This is a genomic window from Mucilaginibacter sp. KACC 22773 (assembly GCF_028736215.1).
Classification (GTDB): Bacteria; Bacteroidota; Bacteroidia; order Sphingobacteriales; family Sphingobacteriaceae; genus Mucilaginibacter.
Genome location: NZ_CP117883.1, coordinates 4,825,871 through 4,843,833, shown reverse-complemented (window position 1 = coordinate 4,843,833; position 17,963 = coordinate 4,825,871). Strand labels below are relative to the sequence as shown.

Sequence of the window (17,963 nt, the reverse complement as noted above, 5' to 3'; positions counted from 1 at the left end):
ACTTCTACCGGTTGGGGAAACGCCCGTAGTTTTTTTGTATGATTTTTTGCAAAATACTAAGTAAAAAATTGATCTTTTTACCTGTTTTTGTGCAGTAATTTGATGTTTTTACCATCATTCCCGCATAGGAGAATGAAAAAACAAAAGTGTTCGGGGAAGAGATTTGTAGTTGATTTTTTCGCTCCCCGAACACCCGAACAGGCTCGCCCAAAAGCGAACACCTGTACAAGCCGTTTTATTATTTTACACGCTCGATATATTCGCCGGTGCGGGTATCAACTTTTACTTTATCGCCCTGGTTGATGAACAATGGTACTTTTATTTCCACACCATTTTCGGTAGTTGCGGCCTTTAATGCACCCGATGATGTATCGCCTTTAACGGCCGGTTCAGAGTAGGTAATCTCCAGCTCAACAAAGTTGGGCGCCTGGGCCATAATAGGTTCTTCGCTCTCGATAGAAACGATAACATTCATCCCCTCCTTTAAAAACCTTGCCGATGGGCCAAATAACGATTTGGGGATGCTTAGCTGATCGTAAGTGGTATTGTCCATGATCACCATATAATCGCCTTCCTCGTAAAGGTATTGGTAATCATTGGTTTCTACACGGCAAATTTCAACCTGTTCGTCGGTTGCTAAACGGGCCTCTACAATTTTTCCGGTTTTTATGTTACGAAATTTATCTAAGTAGAAAGCTCCGCCTTTACCCGGTGTACGATGCAGTACTTCGGTAACCGTTACCAATTCGCCGTTGTAGCGTAAAATGTTTCCTACTTTAATTTCAGATGCCTTTGCCATGAAAATATAATTATAAAATTTGTGCGCAAAGATATACGCTTTTTTGGGTTTCGCTGTTTCTTAATTTTTGCATAGGTAATTGCGATATATAAAATACCCAATCGCGCCCTTATTACACAATAATAGTAGAAGTATTTCCACAAGCTGTTGCGTAAATAAAATTAAAGTGCTGTTTTATTTATTTTAATCAACATGTAACTTTTGGTACTGTAATTGAGTATAAATTAATATCCTTCTCAAAGGATTGTTTTTCATAGGTAGATGTAGGGCCGATCAAAAAACTGCGAGAGTTTTTCGGCCCTTTTTTATGAAACAAGGTTTTTGAAAAGATATCGGCCGAATTGTTATTAACTATTTGATTGTATCAACGCCGTTACCGCTGCCCGGTAAGCTTCGCCTATAGGAATCTCTTTTTCGTTAATAATAACCGCCGTTTTATTGATAGCTTCAATTTTTTGCGCATTAATAAAAAAAGATTTGTGAATGCGCATAAAATGCGATGGCCATTTTTGTTCTACATTTTTGAAGCTGAGCCGCACAATGGCCGGCTTTTTATGGCCTGTAAAGTATATTTTAACATAATCGCGTAAACCTTCCAGGTATAGCACTTCGTCAAAAGTAATTTTAACAACGGTGTACCCTGCATTTATATAAGTGTAGTTTAAGGCAGGCGGGTTCAGAGCGTATTTTAACGCCTTAAGTTCGGCAAGCTCTTTTGCTTTGTTACAGGCCTGCATAAACCTATCCATGGGTACCGGTTTGGTAAGGTAATCAACCACATTTAACGCAAAACCATCTAAAGCATATTGCTTGTAGGCCGATACAATGATAACCAACGGTTTTTTAATTAGGCTGTTTATAAACTGAAGCCCCGTCATCCCGGGCATCTGGATATCTACAAATATTAAATCGATGTCGTTTTCCTGCATGGCTTTATTGGCCGAAAATCCATCGTCGCAAGCTGCTTGCAGGTTTAAAAACGGAATTTTGCTTATGTTATCGGCAAGTAAACTTAAGGCAAGCGGCTCATCATCAATTGCAATACAATTTATCATGCATCTAATTTTAGTATCAGGTTAACTTCAAAGCAATTGTTTTCGCTTTTGATGCTTAACTGATGTTTGTTTTCATACAACAGGTTTATTCTGCGGCTCACGTTGGCTATGCCTATGCCCGACGATTCGTCTTTCGGCGCGGTATTTAAAGCATTATATTTGTTGATAACCGTAAAATTTAAAAATCGTTCATCGGTAACTAACTCAATGATAATACGCGGGTCATCAATGGAACCAACCCCATGCTTAAAGGCATTTTCAACAAACGGGATTAACAGCATCGGTTCAATCAGCTGGTTTTTATTCAGGATGGTAAATGAAGTCTCTACCTTAACTTTTTTGCCAAACCGCTGCTTTTGCAAATCAATATAATGGTTAAGGTATTCTTCTTCAACCTTAATGTTCACTTTCTCTTCATCGGTATGGTAAAGCATGTATTTCATTAATCCCGAAAGTTTCATTACCGTAGGCTCCAGCTCGGTGCTATTTAACCTTACCAGCGATACGATGTTGTTAAGTACATTAAATATAAAGTGGGGGCTTATTTGCGACCGTAAGAAAGACAACTCGGTTTTTAATTTCTCTTTATCCTTTTCGCGCAGCTTTTCCTGATAGTCAAGCAAGCCGTTTATGGTAGTGTAGGCCAGGCTTGCCGCCATGGTGAGTAAAAACGCGGGCAGCCGCAGCCAGCTGGTGCGCAGCAGCCCATAAGGCAGGTCTATCTCCAGCCAGTTATAAATATGATGGTATACAAACAGGTAAATGGCATAAATTGAAAGTACAGCCAGCACATAGTAAGGGTATTTACCCTTCATGAACAAATGAGGGATAAGAATTAAGCTGTTGAAATAAAAAGCGGCTATCCAATAAATATAACCCACATAATCAAGCTTAATAAACCCGCTCATTTCTTTGCCTGTAAACGTGCGGGAAGGCAATACGTTGATTGAATGCATGATGTATGGTAAAGCCATCAGAACAAGCCAAACGCATACATGCGCCCAAATCCTGAATTTTTTATTGTACAAATTCAAACCTATTATATTGTTTTTATCATGCATGGCTAAAGTACATTTATAAAAGGTTTAATGAAATTATATACATAAATGCAGTATTATTTTTACAATACAAATAGTAACAAACAGGGGACAATCGATTGTTGATGTTTAAACATGTGATTGCCTGGCTGGTACATACTAATTCATTGCGAAATATCCACGCAAAAGCTGTTGTTTTTAAAATTGTCCAGATTTTATACGTGAAACTGGTTTTAAATCGGTTTTATGGCAGTCTTTTAAACTCTTGCTAATATATAATATCCCCGCAAGTTCTGCTATTCCAGCGCGTCAAAAAGCGAAAATATTTTTGTCGCATTATTTACCTGTTTGGTCTTACAATAGGTATGTTTTGTCGATTTATTAAAATCTATAATTCTATTATTTTATTATTTGTGAACAATTATAATAAACCGGGGCATTTACCTGGGGCGCGCAAATCGTGTGGCCTCTTTACATAAGTAAACATTTTTAACAGGCGCCTTTTGTGCTCCTGGTGATCGGGATAAGGAATTAGCGATACACGTGTATTGACGAACTGATTTTACGGTTTTGCGCAGCTAAAACTGTAAATCAACAAGGTTGATAATATCGGTATCTGAAGAGCTTAAATGATTTAGTAAACGTGTCATTTGAGAATTAGTTGATCAATATCACTTGAGAAATGATATTGGATTTGCGTTCCGGGGTGAGATCCGGAACGCATTATTTAACAGCTGATTAATAGGTGATTACACGTTCTGTTTGCAATCAATAAATAACCAAATATATATCAATTAAATCTCAAATTCATGTTTAAAAGTTTACTCCTAAAAGGGAGATTCCTGGGTGTGCTGTTATGCTGCCTGGTTTCTTCGGTGGTAGTTACTGCCCAAACAAAGTACAAGGGAAAGGTTATCGCCAGCGATGACAAATTACCTATCATTGGCGCCTCGGTACGGGTAAAAGGCGCCGCAACCGGTGCCATTACCGACGTTAACGGCGATTTTACCCTCTCGTTAAGTCCGGGTAACACGCTGGTCATATCCTATATAGGCTATGTTACTAAAGAAATAACCGTTGGTGCTGATGTTAATTTGAACATTACCCTGATTGCCGGTAACAATACCTTAAACGAGGTGGTAGTAACAGGTTACGGCAGCCAGCGAAAAAAAGACCTGGTAGGTGCGGTAGCCGTAGTTGATGTAGCCGCCGCCAACAGGCAGCCAACATCATCAGTAGAAAACCAGTTGCAGGGCCAGGCAGCGGGTGTAACCGTTATTGCATCGGGGCAGCCGGGCGAAAACCCTTCAGTAAAAATTCGTGGCGCCAATACGTTTGGCAACAACCAGCCGCTGTATGTTGTTGATGGTGTACCCACTACAAACGTAAGCGACATTAACCCCAATGATGTGGCCAGCATGCAGGTATTAAAAGATGCAAGTTCGGCATCAATATACGGTGCGCGCGCTGCCAATGGTGTAATTGTTATCACCACTAAAAAAGGTACCGGTAAGGTAAGCGTATCTTATGATGCTTATTACGGCACCCAGGTACCTAAAGGCGGCAATGTGTTTAACTTGTTAAATCCGCAGGAAATGACCAGCCTCAGAACGCTGGCCATTCAAAATACCGCTGCTTTAAAAGGAATACCGGTTGATTTAAGCAGCAACCTGTATGGCCCCAACGGCAATGTATTGCCCGATTATATTAGCGCGGGTAGTACAGGCCCTTATGGCGTACATGACGGCGATCCGGCTGTCGATCCATCAAAGTATTACGTTAACCCGTTTTATACCTCCGGCGATCCATCTGGCTTTTACCGTATTACAAAGGCCAACAAAGCAGGCACCGACTGGTATCATGAAATATTTAAATCGGCCCCTATACAAAGCCATAACCTGGCTTTAAGCGGCAGTTCAGACCTGGCCACTTACTTGTTCTCCATGAACTATTACAACCAGAAGGGCACCCTGATAGATACTTATGATAAGCGTTATACCGTAAGGGCAAATACCAGCTTTAATGTATCTAAACACATCAGGGTAGGCGAAAACTTATCATACTCGGTAACAGAAAATCCGCTGATCAATGAAAATGACGAGGGTTCTGGTATTGGTATGGCTTTCCGCGAGCAGCCTATTATTCCTGTATATGATATTGCAGGTAACTATGCCGGCTCAAATACAGCAAACTTAGGTAACGCCCGTAACCCGGTGGCTGTACAACAACGTACCGGCAATAATTATGGAGCTTATAACCGGCTGTTTGGTAATGCCTTTGCCGAGGTTGATTTCCTGAAATACTTTACCTTACGCACCCAGTTTGGCGGCGAGTATTATTCTGATTATAACCACTCGTTTACTTTCCCTGAATACGAGAACTCTGAAAACAACACAACCAACTCATACTCAGAGAACTCATTTAACGGGTACAATTACACCTGGACAAATACTTTAACCTATCACCAAACCATTCGTAAACACGATATTAAATTACTGGTAGGTACAGAGAACTATAAAAACCGGTACGAAACCCTGGGTGCTACCAATACCGGTTACTTTACTTTTGATAAAAATTATACCACTATAACAACAGGTACCGGTACGCCAACTGCTTATAGCACCATCCAAAGAGATAAGCTACAATCGCTGATTGCGCGTTTAGATTATACTTTTAATGATGAGTTCCTGTTAAATGCAACGCTCCGTCGTGATGGTTCATCAAGGTTTTTAACTTACCAATATGGATGGTTCCCGGCAGTAAGTGCAGGCTGGCGCATATCGCAGGAAAGTTTCCTGAAAAAAGCAGCATGGATAAGCGATTTGAAGATCCGCGGTGGATACGGTGTAATGGGTAACCAGATCAATGTGGACCCATCCAACGCATTTACCACATTTGGCGCAATTAAAACCAATTCATATTATGATATTGCCGGTACATCAACCAGTACAGTTGCCGGTTTTACCCAAACCAGGATAGGTAACCCCGATGCTAAATGGGAGCTTGATAAAAACTTAAATATTGGTTTTGATGGTTCGTTTTTTAACCAGAAGTGGGACATATCCGCCGATTATTACAAAAAGATCATCACCGGCTTGCTATTCAATCCAAACCTGCCAGGTACTGCGGGCTCTGCAACAGCGCCATACAGCAACGTTGGAGCTATGAATAATACGGGTTTGGATATTGCCATTGGCACGCATCAAACACTGGGTCATGATCTGAAAATGAATGCTTCATTAACGTTTACTACTTATCATAACGTTATTAAGGCCGTTACTGTAGGGCAGCCTTATTTCGACCAAAACTCGGGCCGTTTTAATGGCAGCTCCATTATACGCAACCAGGTAGGCGGCCCTGTGGGCGGTTTCTTTGGTTACAAAACTGATGGTTTCTGGAATTCGCAGGCCGAAATTGATGCAGCCAATACAAAAGCAGGGGGTACTTATCAAACCGATGCCGCTGTTGGCCGCTTTAAATATGCCGATGTAAACGGCGATGGTAAAGTAGATGCCAGTGACCGTACATTGCTTGGAAACCCTAACCCTAAATTTACCGGCGGTTTAAATCTCGATTTTACCTATAAAAACTTCGATCTGAATATGTTCTGGTATGGCTCGTACGGCAACAAGATTTGGAATGATGTAAGATGGTGGACAGATTTTTACGCCAATTTTGCGGGTGCAAAAAGCAAAACAGCTTTGTATGATTCATGGACGCCTACCCATATGAATGCCAAAGCACCTATCCAGGAAATTGATGGCTCATTTAGTACCAATACTGTACCCAACTCTTATTATGTAGAAAACGGCTCATATCTGCGTTTAAGAAACCTGCAGATAGGTTACAAGTTTGCACCTAACCTGATCAAAGCAATTGGTTTAAGCAGCGCACGTATTTACTTATCAGGAGCTAATTTAATTACCATAACCAAGTACTCCGGCGTTGATCCCGAGATTGTGGGTGGCGGTACCACCAGTAACACCAATAGCAGCACCAACTTTGGTGTTGATAGGGGTAACTACTCGCCAAGCCGTACTTATTTATTAGGTGTACAAGTTAAATTTTAATTAAAGATTTTATGAAAAATATCATACGTTTATCAGTTTGTACTTTAGTTATAGCTGGTATAGTTCAAAGTTCATGCAAAAAGTCGTCTCTTGACCAGCCTGCATTGGGTGCGTTAAGTACGGCGCAAATAACAACGGCGGCAGGTGTAGATGGCCTTTTGATTGGCGCATATTCGGCGCTCGATGGCCAAAAAGGCGGCAACGTTGCTTTTGGTGGCGGTAATCCCTGGGAAGCATCACCCGATAACTGGATATATGGCAGCGTGGCCGGTGGCGATGCTCACAAAGGCAGTTCCGGTATCGATCAGCCTGCTATCAACTCTATAGCAACATTTACGGTTGATGCCAGTAACGGTTTTTTAAATACAAAATGGATCGCCGATTATGAAGGTGTAACAAGGGCAAACAACGTGTTAAAAGCGGTAGCAGCGGTTACAAGCATATCTGCTGCCGATAAAGCAAATATTATTGGGCAGGCCAGGTTTTTACGCGGTCATTATTATTTCGACTTGAAAAAGATGTTTGGCAATGTGCCCTATATCGATGAAACCACAACCAATTTTGTGCAGCCCAATACCACAGATATATGGCCAAAAATAGTTGCCGATTTTGCATTTGCCTACGCAAACTTACCGGCAACGCAAACACAGGTTGGCAGGGTGAACAAATGGGCGGCAGGTGCTTACCTGGCTAAAACCTATCTGTACCAAAAAGACTATACTAATGCCGATAAAACATTTACCGAAGTTATTACCGGCGGAACAAACTCGGCAGGTGTTGCTTATGGTTTAACAGATAATTACGAGGATAACTTTAACGCGGCAACCAAAAACAATAAGGAAACCGTTTTCGCAATTCAGCAGGCAGCAAATGACGGTACAGGGACTATCAGTGAAGCTAATAACGGCGATATGCTGAACTACCCGTACAACAGCCCTTTTGGATGCTGCGGATTTTTTCAGCCTACTGAAGATCTGGCTAACTCTTTCCGTACCGATGCTACCGGCTTACCTTATTTAGATGACTACAACAGCCACGCTGTAGTTAACGACCAGGGCATTGCATCAACTGCTGCTTTTACACTTGATGCCGGCAACCTTGACCCACGTTTAGACTGGACAGTTGGCCGCCGTGGTATTCCGTATCTTGACTGGGGTAATCACCCTGGTCAAAACTGGATTCGCGAACAAAGTTCGGCTGGTCCGTACTCGCCTAAAAAGAATGTTTATTACCAGGCTACGAAGGGTACTTTAGGCGATAGCCATACCTGGGCACCGGGTAATGCAAACCAGGTTAATATTATCCGCTTTGCCGATGTATTGTTAATGGCAGCCGAAGCAAAAGCACAATTAGGCACCGGCGATTTGGGTTTATCATACGTAAACCTAGTACGTGCAAGGGCGGCTAAACCGGCAAGTATCGTGTATACTTATAAAGATGCTGCCAATCCAATGGGTGGTTATACTACCACACCGGCTGCAAAGTATGTAGTAAGCCAGTATCCTGCCGGTTATTTTTCGGGCAAAGCAGTGGCTTTAAAAGCTATTTATTTTGAACGGAAGCTGGAGTTAGGTATGGAAGGCCATCGCTTTTTTGATATCGTTCGCTGGGGTACAGCCCAGCAGTCGTTGGCTACCTATTTTGGCTATGATGGCAAAAACATAACCGATGTTACCGGCGCGCATTTTACAGTGGGTAAAAATGAGGTTTATCCAATTCCGCAGGCACAAATCGACCTGGAATCAACCGGATCATCATCTGCCCTGAAACAAAACCCTGGTTATTAATATTGTTTATTTTTGATAAAACAGAAAGAGGTGGCATTAGCTGCCTCTTTTTGTATGTAAAAATATACTAAGATCTTTAAAAATAACTTAAGCACTTTAAATGTCGGGGCGGCAAATGTTTTGCCGGTCTCGAAGTTAAAGTCTCCCCTACCGGGGGAGATTTAGAGGGGGCTTATATTCATCAACAAACTTTAGCAGCCGGTTATGAGGTTTGGCAAACATTACATTTTAACATCAACCTTATTTTTATTTACAGCAGTAGTTTGCTTCGTCTCTTCTAATTGTAACAGCCCCCAACCGCATGTGGTTGCAACAGATGGGAAAAGTATGTCGGTTACCTATTGCAAAAGCTGCCATCAATATCCCGAACCTCAGCTGCTTGACCAGGAAACCTGGGCAAAACATGTATTGCCCGCAATGGCCCCCCGTTTGGGCATAAAAGTGTATGCCGATGACCAGTATGTAAACGACCTGTCGGCAAAATCGGCGGTATCCTATGACGATTGGTTAAAAATTGTTGATTACTATACCAAAGCATCACCAAAGAAATTGATGCCCGCAAGGGTTCCTGTTACCCCGTTAAAAGATTGGGCCAATTTCAGTTTAATAAAGCCTGCCCATGATGTGCCTTTGGCAACAACTACCATGGTGGCATTTGATACTGCGGGGCAGCGTATTTATTCCAGCGACAGGATGAATAGCAGTATTTTCCAGTGGTCAAACCAGCTAAAGCTGTTGTCAACCGTTAAATACCATTCGCCCGCGGTTGATGTGCAATTTGGTAAAGATGATAAAGGCGGCGAGCAAAGCGTTTTTACTTTCATCGGTTCGATGGATGCCGTTGATATAACCAACGGTTTTGTAAAACAGGTGGATTTAAAATCCATAAACTATCAAAAAGAAATTCAGATTGCCGATAAATTGCCAAGGCCAATACAATCCGTACCGGCCGATATTAATAAAGACGGTTTGCAGGATTGGGTGGTATGCGGATTTGGCCATAATTTGGGGGGCTTGTACTGGTATAAGCAATTGGCCGGAAACCAGTTTGAAAAACACATCATCAGCAACATGCCCGGTGCCGAGCACGCCGTTATTGGCGATTTTAACCACGATGGCTGGCCCGATGTAGCTTGTTTATTTGCCCAGGCCGATGAAGGTGTCTGGTTGTTTTTGAATGACCATAAAGGAGGTTTTACAAGCAGGAACATTTTGAGGTTTCCGCCGATGTATGGCTCAAGCAGTTTTCAGCTGGTTGATTTTAATAACGACGGGCTACCGGATGTTTTATACACCAGCGGCGATAATAGCGACTATTCAAAAATATTGAAGCCCTTCCACGGCGTTTATATATACCTTAACCAGGGCAATTTTAAATTTAAGCAAGCCTATTTTTATCCCGTAAACGGAGCCACCAAAGCCATAGCCGCCGATTTTAACGGTGATGGCAAGCTGGACATAGCGCTGATTGCCTTTTTTTCGGATCTGAAGAGGAATCCCGGCGAAGGCTTTACCTATTTTGAACAGGACAGCCCCATGCATTTTATACCCCACAACCTCCCTATATACAACCAGGGGCGCTGGATTTGTATGGATGTTAACGATTATAATGGCGACGGCAGCCCGGATATTATTTTAGGCAATTTTTCGATGGGTTTTATTAATGATGCAACTGTAAACCCAAGTTGGGATATTCACACACCGTTTATTGTATTAAAAAACAATAATAAATTTTTAAGCAGACATTAGGACAACTTGTCTGCTGTTCTTATATAAAATGATTGATTCTTAAACAGCTTCAATCACCCTAATCCCATCCTCACCGGCAATAATGGCTTTAGTGGCCATCCTATAAAACAAAGAATGCTCAACGATACCCGGTGTCATTTTTACCTTGATGTTTAACTCATCCAGCGGTAAAAGCTCCGCGAAAAATACATCAACCAGCATGTTACCGTTATCTGATACCACCGCGCCATCCTTCTGGCTGCTAATACGCTGATTAATTTTGGCACCCGGAAAATCTGCCGCCAGGCGTTTTAATACGATTTGCAACGCGGCGGGCAAAACTTCAATAACCAGGGGGTAGGTGGTATCCAGCTTATCTGCATATTTTCCAGCATCGCCAATCAGCATAAATTCATCGGCCATTGATGCCAGGATCTTTTCGGTGGTATGGATGCCCCCACCGCTTTTAAGGGCATTCAGTTGTTTATCAAACTGGTCGCATCCGTCAAAATAAATATCAAGCTGATTTAACAATGCAGGCGACATTACCCTTAAACCGTTTTGGGCAAGCGTAGCTGTAGTTTTAAAAGATGACGATGTGAAGGTAACCGACGCTGTAAGTTCATCATCAGCGGCAGCCAGGGTAACCAGGTGGGCAATGGTACTGCCCGCTCCTAAACCTATGGTTTGGTGGGGTTTAATGAATTTTACGGCTGCTTTTGCCGCCTCAAGTTTTAAATCGTTCATAAGTGTAAGCTAAACAGAGATTTTGAATTAAAAAAAATATATTTGGATCGCTTTCCAAAGCTTTAATATATCCTTAAATTTAAATTAATATCATTGGCGTTACTTTACCCCTATAAAAAAGGCTTGTGAAACAGTATTCGGATGCTCAACTTTTATTGGAACTGCAAAGCGGGAATGATAGTGCATTTCAGGAAATTTATGAGCGTTACGCCGATAAACTGATAGCCTTTGCTCTTAAAAAAACGCAGAATGAAGACGAGGCGATGGATATGGTGCAGGAACTCTTCCTATCGGTATGGAAAAACCGCTACACCATACAGGTAAACGGCCCGCTGGAGGCTTACCTGATTGTATCGGTAAATTACATGGCCTACAAGTGGTTCAAAAAGCAAAGTAAACAACCACAATCATTAAATGATTTTATGGAGTTGCCGGATATGGCCGAGGACAGTACCGCCCAAAAATTATCATTTGCCGAACTAAGCTTTTTAATAAACCGCGAAATTGCCGATATGCCCGAAAAAATGCGCCAGGTTTACCTGTGCAGCCGCGAGCAGGATATGAACGGGCAGCAAATAGCTGCAGAATTAGGCATATCGCACCAAACCGTGCGTAACCAGATTAGCAGTGCCCTGGGCCGGTTAAAAAAAGCAGTTCATCATTATTATAACGTCATCCCGCCCGATAAGCTCAGCGAATTTTTGCTGCTGATAATTTTTTTACGGTTGTTATAGTACATAGCCCCTCCTGCAGTCACTTGGTAAGTATAAAGGCTTATAAGTGAAAGAAAAGGAAATAAAAAAACTACTTGATAAATTTAACGAAGGCAAATGCACCGATGAAGAGTTAGCGTATTTGCAAATGCTGATGCAGGATTTAAACCGCCGGCAGGATACGCCGCAACCTGTGGGGCGTTTAAAGCAGGCCCTTTGGGATAAAATACAAGCGCAAACCGTTAACCAGCCCCGCATAAGCCGTTTAAACACTGCCTGGTTAAAAGTAGCCGCGGTTATTCTAATAGCCCTTTTTGCGGGCATTTTGGGTTACCGCATGTTTACAGGCCCTAAACCAGCTGAGGTAATTGCCTACCAGGTGATCACCGCGCCTAAAGGTCAAATGAAAAAAGTATTGCTGCCCGATAATACCCTTGTGCAACTAAACGCGGGCAGCGCCATCAGGTGCCCGGTTAAATTCGGCGCTGCTGTAAGGGAGGTAACTTTGCTAAACGGCGAAGCCTTTTTTGATGTAAAGCACGATGCCACAAAACCTTTCCTGGTTCACACGGCGGGTGTTACCACACAGGTGTTGGGTACCTCATTTAATGTTAAGTTTTACCGCGAGCTGCCAACCATACAAGTGTTTGTAAACAGCGGTAAGGTTGAAGTGCATGACAGACAGCATACCTTAGGGATGTACACACCGCAGCAGCAGGTAACCTACAACAAACAAAACCAAAATTTTTCAAGACAAACCATTATTGGCGACCACGCGCTAAGCTGGATGCATGACGACCTGATTTTAGATAACGTTGAATTTAAGGAGGTGGCTGTTTACCTGCAAAACAGGTACAACGTCAATTTTAAATACGCGGGTAAAAGATTGAGCAGGCAGCATTATTCGGTCAGGTTTTCAAATAAGTTAACCATTAACCAGGTGCTTGATATTTTGCAGTTTATTGATGGCCGTAAATACCGGCTTAACGAAGATGTAGTAACTATTAAATAATAGATATAAAAGAAAACCAATGCCTGCTACTAACAAGCACTGGCTTATTAAGTGTAACTGCCAAAACTAAACCCAGATCGGCGGTTACTAATCACTTTTAAAAACAAATGTATGGAAAAATCTTTATCCCAGATTTCAAGAAAGTTAATGACCGCAATTTTATTGCTCTTAACAATTTTCGCAACGTTGATGCCGGGCCAATCCCTGGCCGAGCGTAAAGCATCATTGATTGACCAGCCGGTAACTGTAAAGTTTGCCGATGAGACGATGGATGCATCGCTCGAAAAATTAAAAAAGGCCATGAACAACGTGGCCTTCAATTACAAATTAGATGATGTGGCGGCAGTTAAAGTAAAAGCGAGCACTTTTATTGGCAAACCTTTAAAGGATGTATTGAATGCTTTAACCATTAATACCCAGCTGGAGTACCGCGAGAAATATAATACTATTATTATTTCGCGTAAAAAAGTGGTAAAAGTGCCGGCAAAAGTAGTGATAACCGGTACCGTGAGCGACAAAGACGGTCCTCTTGCAGGTGTTGCCATCCGCAGCAAAACATCGCAGGCCGGCACCTCAACAGATGTTAACGGTGCTTTTAAAATATCGGTTGAGCAGGGCGAGGTACTGGTTTTTTCTTTTATCGGCTACAAAACCCAGGAGGTAGTTGCCGATCATTCACCGCTTGATGTTATTTTAAGTGCAGATATAACCGGGTTGTCGGCGGTAGTGGTGGTAGGTTATGGTACGCAAAAAAAATCGGATGTAACCGGTGCTATAGGCTCATTAAAAGTATCAAATGTTAAGGATCGTTCGGTAGGTTCGGTTACCGAAATGCTGCAGGGGCAAATAGCCGGTGTTACCGTTTTAAATGAAGGTGGCGACCCAACATCCGGGCCTAGCATCAGGTTACGTGGACGAAGTTCAGTAAATAGCGAAGGTCCTTTGACCGTAGTTGATGGTACCATTTATAACGGTGGACCAATTGATCCTAATGATATCGAATCTATCGATGTTTTGAAAGATTCATATGCCGCTATTTATGGTGCCCAGGCAGCGGGCGGTGTAATTTTAATAACTACCAAACGCGGTAAACAAGGCAAAACCAATCTGGATATTTCGGTAAAAGGAGGCGAACAAAATGCACTTAAAATATTGCAGGCTTTAAATGCTGCCGAGTATGCCGACGCTATAAATACGGCATATGACAATGCTGGTAAAACGCGTCTGCCGGCTTTTGATGCCACTGTAAACCCCGATTCGCGCATTACCCGCACAAACTGGACTGATGCATTGTTCAGGACCGGCCATGTACAGGATTATAGCCTTAATATCAGTGGAGGTAACGAAAAATCAACATTCTTTGTGTCTGGAGGGTATCGTAAAAACGATGCAATTCTTTTAAACACTAATTCGCTTCGCTACAATTTCAGGGTGAATTCTGATCACCAGATAAAAGACTGGCTAAAAATGGGCGAAAGCATGTCGTTCTCCTACAATAACGGCCAGGGGGCCAATACAACAAGCGCTTATACAGGTGCTATATTATCAGCCATATTTTATCCGCCCAACGCCTCAATTTATAATGCCGATGGCAGCTTTGGTGGTGTGCCTGCTGCTTATGCAGGTTCATATGGTGATGTTATAAATCCGGTTGCTTACTTAAAACGCCTGGATAACAGCGATGCGGTTACCAGCTTTACCATAAACCCGTATATAGAAGTAAGCATAATTAAAGGGTTAAAATTCCGCTCGAACCTGGCAGTTACCAAAAACATGGAGACTATCAAAAATTTCAGCACCAGGATACTGGAGCCGGGAAAAAAGTTTTTTGATAACTTCCTTTTCCAGGAACAAAATAATTCAAGGACGATACTTGCCGAGCAAACCTTAAACTTTGACAGGACATTTGGTCGTGATCATCACGTAACTGCTTTGGCAGGTTATACTTACCAGGATGATACGCAGGATTTTTTTAGTGTAAATACTGATAATTATTTGAGCGAAGATCCGGCATACCGGTACATTATAAATGGGACATTGAATCCAACAGGTGTTCCTTTGCAGGGCAATAAAAACGAAACGGCCCTCATCTCTTATTTAGGTAGGGTAGGGTACGATTATAAAGGAAAATACTTTGTGAACGGCATCATAAGGCGTGATGCTACTTCGAAGTTGAGCAGTAAAAACCGTACAGAAACGTACCCTGGAATATCTGCAGGATGGTTGATTAGTAAGGAATCATTTTTTCCGGCCGATGGTTTAGTGTCATTTGCAAAATTGCGGGCAAGTTATGGCCAGTCAGGTAATCTTGCTGGTTTGCCTTACTTTCCTACGTCGGTATCCTTAACCAAAACTGCGGGCTATTTGGGCAGCCCTGCCGCAGCAATAACAGGATCAGCAATTGATGGCCTGGCCAACCTTGACCTCAAATGGGAAAAAGCAACCCAAACAGATATCGGTTTCGATTTAGGTTTGTTAAACGGCCAGCTAAATGTTACCGGCGATGTATTTGTGAAAAAAAACACTCAATTTTTATTTCAACCACCGGTAGCGGCCGTTTTTGGTGTATCTAACCCGCCATTTGTAAACGGCGGCGAAATTCAGAATAAAGGTATCGAGTTATCGGTTAAGTACCAGAACAGTATTGGCCAGTTGCATTATAACTTTGCTGCCAATGGATCATATATAAAGAATAAGATCCAGGATATTTTACCAGGCCAGCAAACAATTTTATCAAGTCCAACGGTGAGGGATAACCTGGTTCCGGTTCAATTGCAGCAGGGATACTCGCTGTACTCTTTCTTCGGTTACAAAACCGCGGGTTTATTCCAAACCCAGGATGAGGTAAACAACTATAAAGGTTCGTCGGGCGCACTTATCCAGCCAAATGCAAAACCGGGCGATATTAAATTTCTTGATTTAAATGGCGATGGTAAGCTTAGCGATGCCGATAAAACCTATTTAGGCACGCCGTTTCCTAAATTCAACTACGGCTTTACAGCCAACTTTAACTATGGCAACTTTGACCTGAGCGTGTTTTTACAGGGTATTGCCGGCAATAAAATTTTCAACGCCGTTAAATACACAGGTTTAAACGCGTCAATCCAAAACTATAACCTGCTGGCCGATGCCAAAAATGCCTGGAGCCCTACACATACCAACACCAGCATACCAAGGCTTTCGGCAAGTGATGCCAATGGCAACTTTGGTAACGTATCTGATTTTTATGTCGAAAATGGCTCTTACATGCGCATCAAAAATGTAACACTTGGTTACACCCTGCCAAAAACATTGATGACCAAAATAGGGGTACGTAGTGCAAGGGTTTTTGCCAACGCGCAAAACCTGGCCACATTTACCAAATACTCGGGCCTTGACCCGGAAGTTGGTATCAACCAAAACGGGGTCGATTTAGGTTTGTACCCACAATCGAGGATCATTTTAATAGGTATTAACGTAGGCTTATAACAACAAGGTATTAGAGAATTAAGGAGACAATTAAGATGAAATTTAAAAATATAGTTAAAGGCTTGTTAGGTGTAATGGTAATTATACTTGCGCAAAGCTGTAAAAAAAGCACGTTAGATAATATTAAGCCTACAGGTACGCCAACAAGCACCAACTTTTGGAAAAATGCAAGTGATGCCCAGGCGGCAGCTAATGGTCTTTACGAAAAACAAAGCAACAGCGAGGATTTGTACGGCCGCGGCTTCTTTTGGTTTATAAACGCCAGTGATGATATGGTAGTTGGCCGTACATCTGCCGATAGGGAAAATATCAAAAACTTTGTTTGTACCGGTAACGAAAGCAGTATTTATGCGCCATGGTCGTTACATTTTGTGGTAATGAAAAGGGCAAATGATGTTATAGCTAATGTGCCCGGCATCACTATGGATCAGGCTACCAAAAACTTTATATTGGGGCAGGCCTACTTTGTACACGCGGTTATGCACCTGGAAATTGCCGATTTATATGGTACCGATAAACAGGGAGCTCCCCTTCAAAACCGGTCTAATCCAATCGCGTTTCCTGTACAATTAGCTTCAGTTAAAGATAATTACGCTTACATAGAAGCCGATTTAAAGAAAGCGGCATCGCTGTTACCTTATTTTGATCAGCTTGCTGCCGCTGATAAGGGTAGGGCGCACAAAACAGCCGCATGGGCATACCTGGCCAAAACCTACCTGCACGCTAAGGATTATGCCAATGCCGAAAAATATGCCGATTCAGTTATTCTAAGTGGCAAACATGCTTTGTTAGCAAATTATGCCGATGTATTTAAAATAGCCAATAACTATAGTTCCGAGTACATTTGGTCGGTAGCCAGCAATTTAAACGGGCAAAGCATTTTGCCTGGTGCTATGCTGGAGAATAAAGGCTGGGGTTTATACAATGGTTTTGGCTACTATCAGCCCACAAAAGAATTGGTTGACGAATTTGAAACCGGCGATAAAAGGCTGGCAACAACTATTCTTAAAAACGGTGATACTTTCCAGTATTTTGGCCAAACGTATACTTACCCAATTGGTGGCAAAAGCAACAGCTTAACCGGTTACCAGTTTAATAAATACATGGAGCCGTTTAGCTATGCCGGCGGCATTCACGTAAGCCCTAATGGCGATGAGCCGTCGACAGATTTAAACGTTCCGTTATTACGCTATGCCGAAATTTTGCTCATTAAAGCCGAGGCTCAAATTATGCAGGGTAAAAACGGAGATGCAGCTTTAAACCTGGTACGTGTAAGGGCTGGGCTGGCACCAAAATCGGGTGCTACCATGGCTGATTTAAAACACGAACGCCGTGTAGAACTGGCAGGTGAGTGGAGCGACCGCAACTTTGACCTGGTGCGTTGGGGCGATGCACAGGCTACTTACGCCAAACCATTGCATGGAGCTAATGGATCTGTAGTGTGGAAAGCGCGTAATTTTGACCCGGCAAGGGATAATGTATGGCCTATACCGCCAAAAGATATCCAGATAAGCCAGGGACAGCTAAAACAAAATGCAGGCTGGTAA

General features: G+C 42.4%; 11 protein-coding genes. 7 read left to right on the top strand and 4 right to left on the bottom strand.

The features are described from left to right. Window positions 1–238 precede the first annotated feature (238 nt). From efp to PQ469_RS19775, 3 genes are all read right to left on the bottom strand, one after another. On the bottom strand, window positions 239–799 hold the full coding sequence (gene efp, locus PQ469_RS19785) for an elongation factor P (protein ID WP_090648241.1): 561 nt from the start codon (window positions 797–799) through the stop codon (window positions 239–241). 347 nt (window positions 800–1,146) lie between these two features. Further along, the gene (locus tag PQ469_RS19780) at window positions 1,147–1,854 is read right to left on the bottom strand and encodes a LytR/AlgR family response regulator transcription factor (protein ID WP_090648247.1); all 708 of its coding nucleotides are present in this window, start codon (window positions 1,852–1,854) and stop codon (window positions 1,147–1,149) included. Next, the gene (locus PQ469_RS19775; protein ID WP_274209228.1) at window positions 1,851–2,810 is read right to left on the bottom strand and encodes a sensor histidine kinase; all 960 of its coding nucleotides are present in this window, start codon (window positions 2,808–2,810) and stop codon (window positions 1,851–1,853) included. The genes PQ469_RS19780 and PQ469_RS19775 overlap by 4 nt, the downstream gene beginning before the upstream one ends. Before the next feature lie 890 nt (window positions 2,811–3,700). Here PQ469_RS19775 and PQ469_RS19770 point away from each other — a divergent pair. The 3 genes from PQ469_RS19770 (at window position 3,701) to PQ469_RS19760 (ending at window position 10,497) form a co-directional block, all read left to right on the top strand. Beyond that, complete coding sequence (locus PQ469_RS19770; protein ID WP_274209227.1) at window positions 3,701–6,961, top strand: SusC/RagA family TonB-linked outer membrane protein; 3,261 nt, start codon at window positions 3,701–3,703, stop codon at window positions 6,959–6,961. An 11-nt stretch (window positions 6,962–6,972) separates the two neighbouring features. Continuing rightward, window positions 6,973–8,748: a RagB/SusD family nutrient uptake outer membrane protein gene (locus PQ469_RS19765; protein ID WP_090648261.1), complete on the top strand. Its 1,776-nt coding sequence runs from the start codon at window positions 6,973–6,975 to the stop codon at window positions 8,746–8,748. Window positions 8,749–8,952: 204 nt separating this feature from the next. After that, entirely contained in the window at window positions 8,953–10,497 is a 1,545-nt protein-coding gene (locus tag PQ469_RS19760; protein ID WP_274209226.1) for an FG-GAP repeat domain-containing protein, read from the top strand. Window positions 10,498–10,536: 39 nt separating this feature from the next. Here PQ469_RS19760 and rpiA read toward each other — a convergent pair whose 3' ends face one another. After that, window positions 10,537–11,223 carry a ribose 5-phosphate isomerase A gene (rpiA, locus tag PQ469_RS19755; protein WP_274209225.1) on the bottom strand — a complete coding sequence of 229 codons (687 nt, stop codon included), beginning with the start codon at window positions 11,221–11,223 and terminating at the stop codon, window positions 10,537–10,539. A gap of 125 nt (window positions 11,224–11,348) precedes the next feature. Between rpiA and PQ469_RS19750 the strand changes: the two genes are divergently transcribed. From PQ469_RS19750 to PQ469_RS19735, 4 genes are all read left to right on the top strand, one after another. Continuing rightward, on the top strand, window positions 11,349–11,957 hold the full coding sequence (locus tag PQ469_RS19750) for an RNA polymerase sigma factor (protein WP_274209224.1): 609 nt from the start codon (window positions 11,349–11,351) through the stop codon (window positions 11,955–11,957). A 46-nt stretch (window positions 11,958–12,003) separates the two neighbouring features. After that, window positions 12,004–12,948 carry a FecR family protein gene (locus PQ469_RS19745; RefSeq protein ID WP_274209223.1) on the top strand — a complete coding sequence of 315 codons (945 nt, stop codon included), beginning with the start codon at window positions 12,004–12,006 and terminating at the stop codon, window positions 12,946–12,948. Window positions 12,949–13,059: 111 nt separating this feature from the next. Then, window positions 13,060–16,416 (top strand): SusC/RagA family TonB-linked outer membrane protein, encoded by a 3,357-nt coding sequence (locus tag PQ469_RS19740; RefSeq protein WP_274209222.1) that lies wholly within the window; start codon window positions 13,060–13,062, stop codon window positions 16,414–16,416. A gap of 35 nt (window positions 16,417–16,451) precedes the next feature. Next, window positions 16,452–17,963, top strand: a complete 1,512-nt coding sequence (locus PQ469_RS19735) for a RagB/SusD family nutrient uptake outer membrane protein (RefSeq protein ID WP_274209221.1) — start codon at window positions 16,452–16,454, stop codon at window positions 17,961–17,963.

Bases quoted from the DNA above. Each gene is read 5' to 3' on its own strand.
- efp (WP_090648241.1), bottom strand. From the start codon at position 799: ATGGCAAAGGCATCTGAAATTAAAGTAGGAAACATTTTACGCTACAAC.
- PQ469_RS19780 (WP_090648247.1), bottom strand. From the start codon at position 1,854: ATGATAAATTGTATTGCAATTGATGATGAGCCGCTTGCCTTAAGTTTA.
- PQ469_RS19775 (WP_274209228.1), bottom strand. From the start codon at position 2,810: ATGCATTCAATCAACGTATTGCCTTCCCGCACGTTTACAGGCAAAGAA.
- PQ469_RS19770 (WP_274209227.1), top strand. From the start codon at position 3,701: ATGTTTAAAAGTTTACTCCTAAAAGGGAGATTCCTGGGTGTGCTGTTA.
- PQ469_RS19765 (WP_090648261.1), top strand. From the start codon at position 6,973: ATGAAAAATATCATACGTTTATCAGTTTGTACTTTAGTTATAGCTGGT.
- PQ469_RS19760 (WP_274209226.1), top strand. From the start codon at position 8,953: ATGAGGTTTGGCAAACATTACATTTTAACATCAACCTTATTTTTATTT.
- rpiA (WP_274209225.1), bottom strand. From the start codon at position 11,223: ATGAACGATTTAAAACTTGAGGCGGCAAAAGCAGCCGTAAAATTCATT.
- PQ469_RS19740 (WP_274209222.1), top strand. From the start codon at position 13,060: ATGGAAAAATCTTTATCCCAGATTTCAAGAAAGTTAATGACCGCAATT.
- PQ469_RS19735 (WP_274209221.1), top strand. From the start codon at position 16,452: ATGAAATTTAAAAATATAGTTAAAGGCTTGTTAGGTGTAATGGTAATT.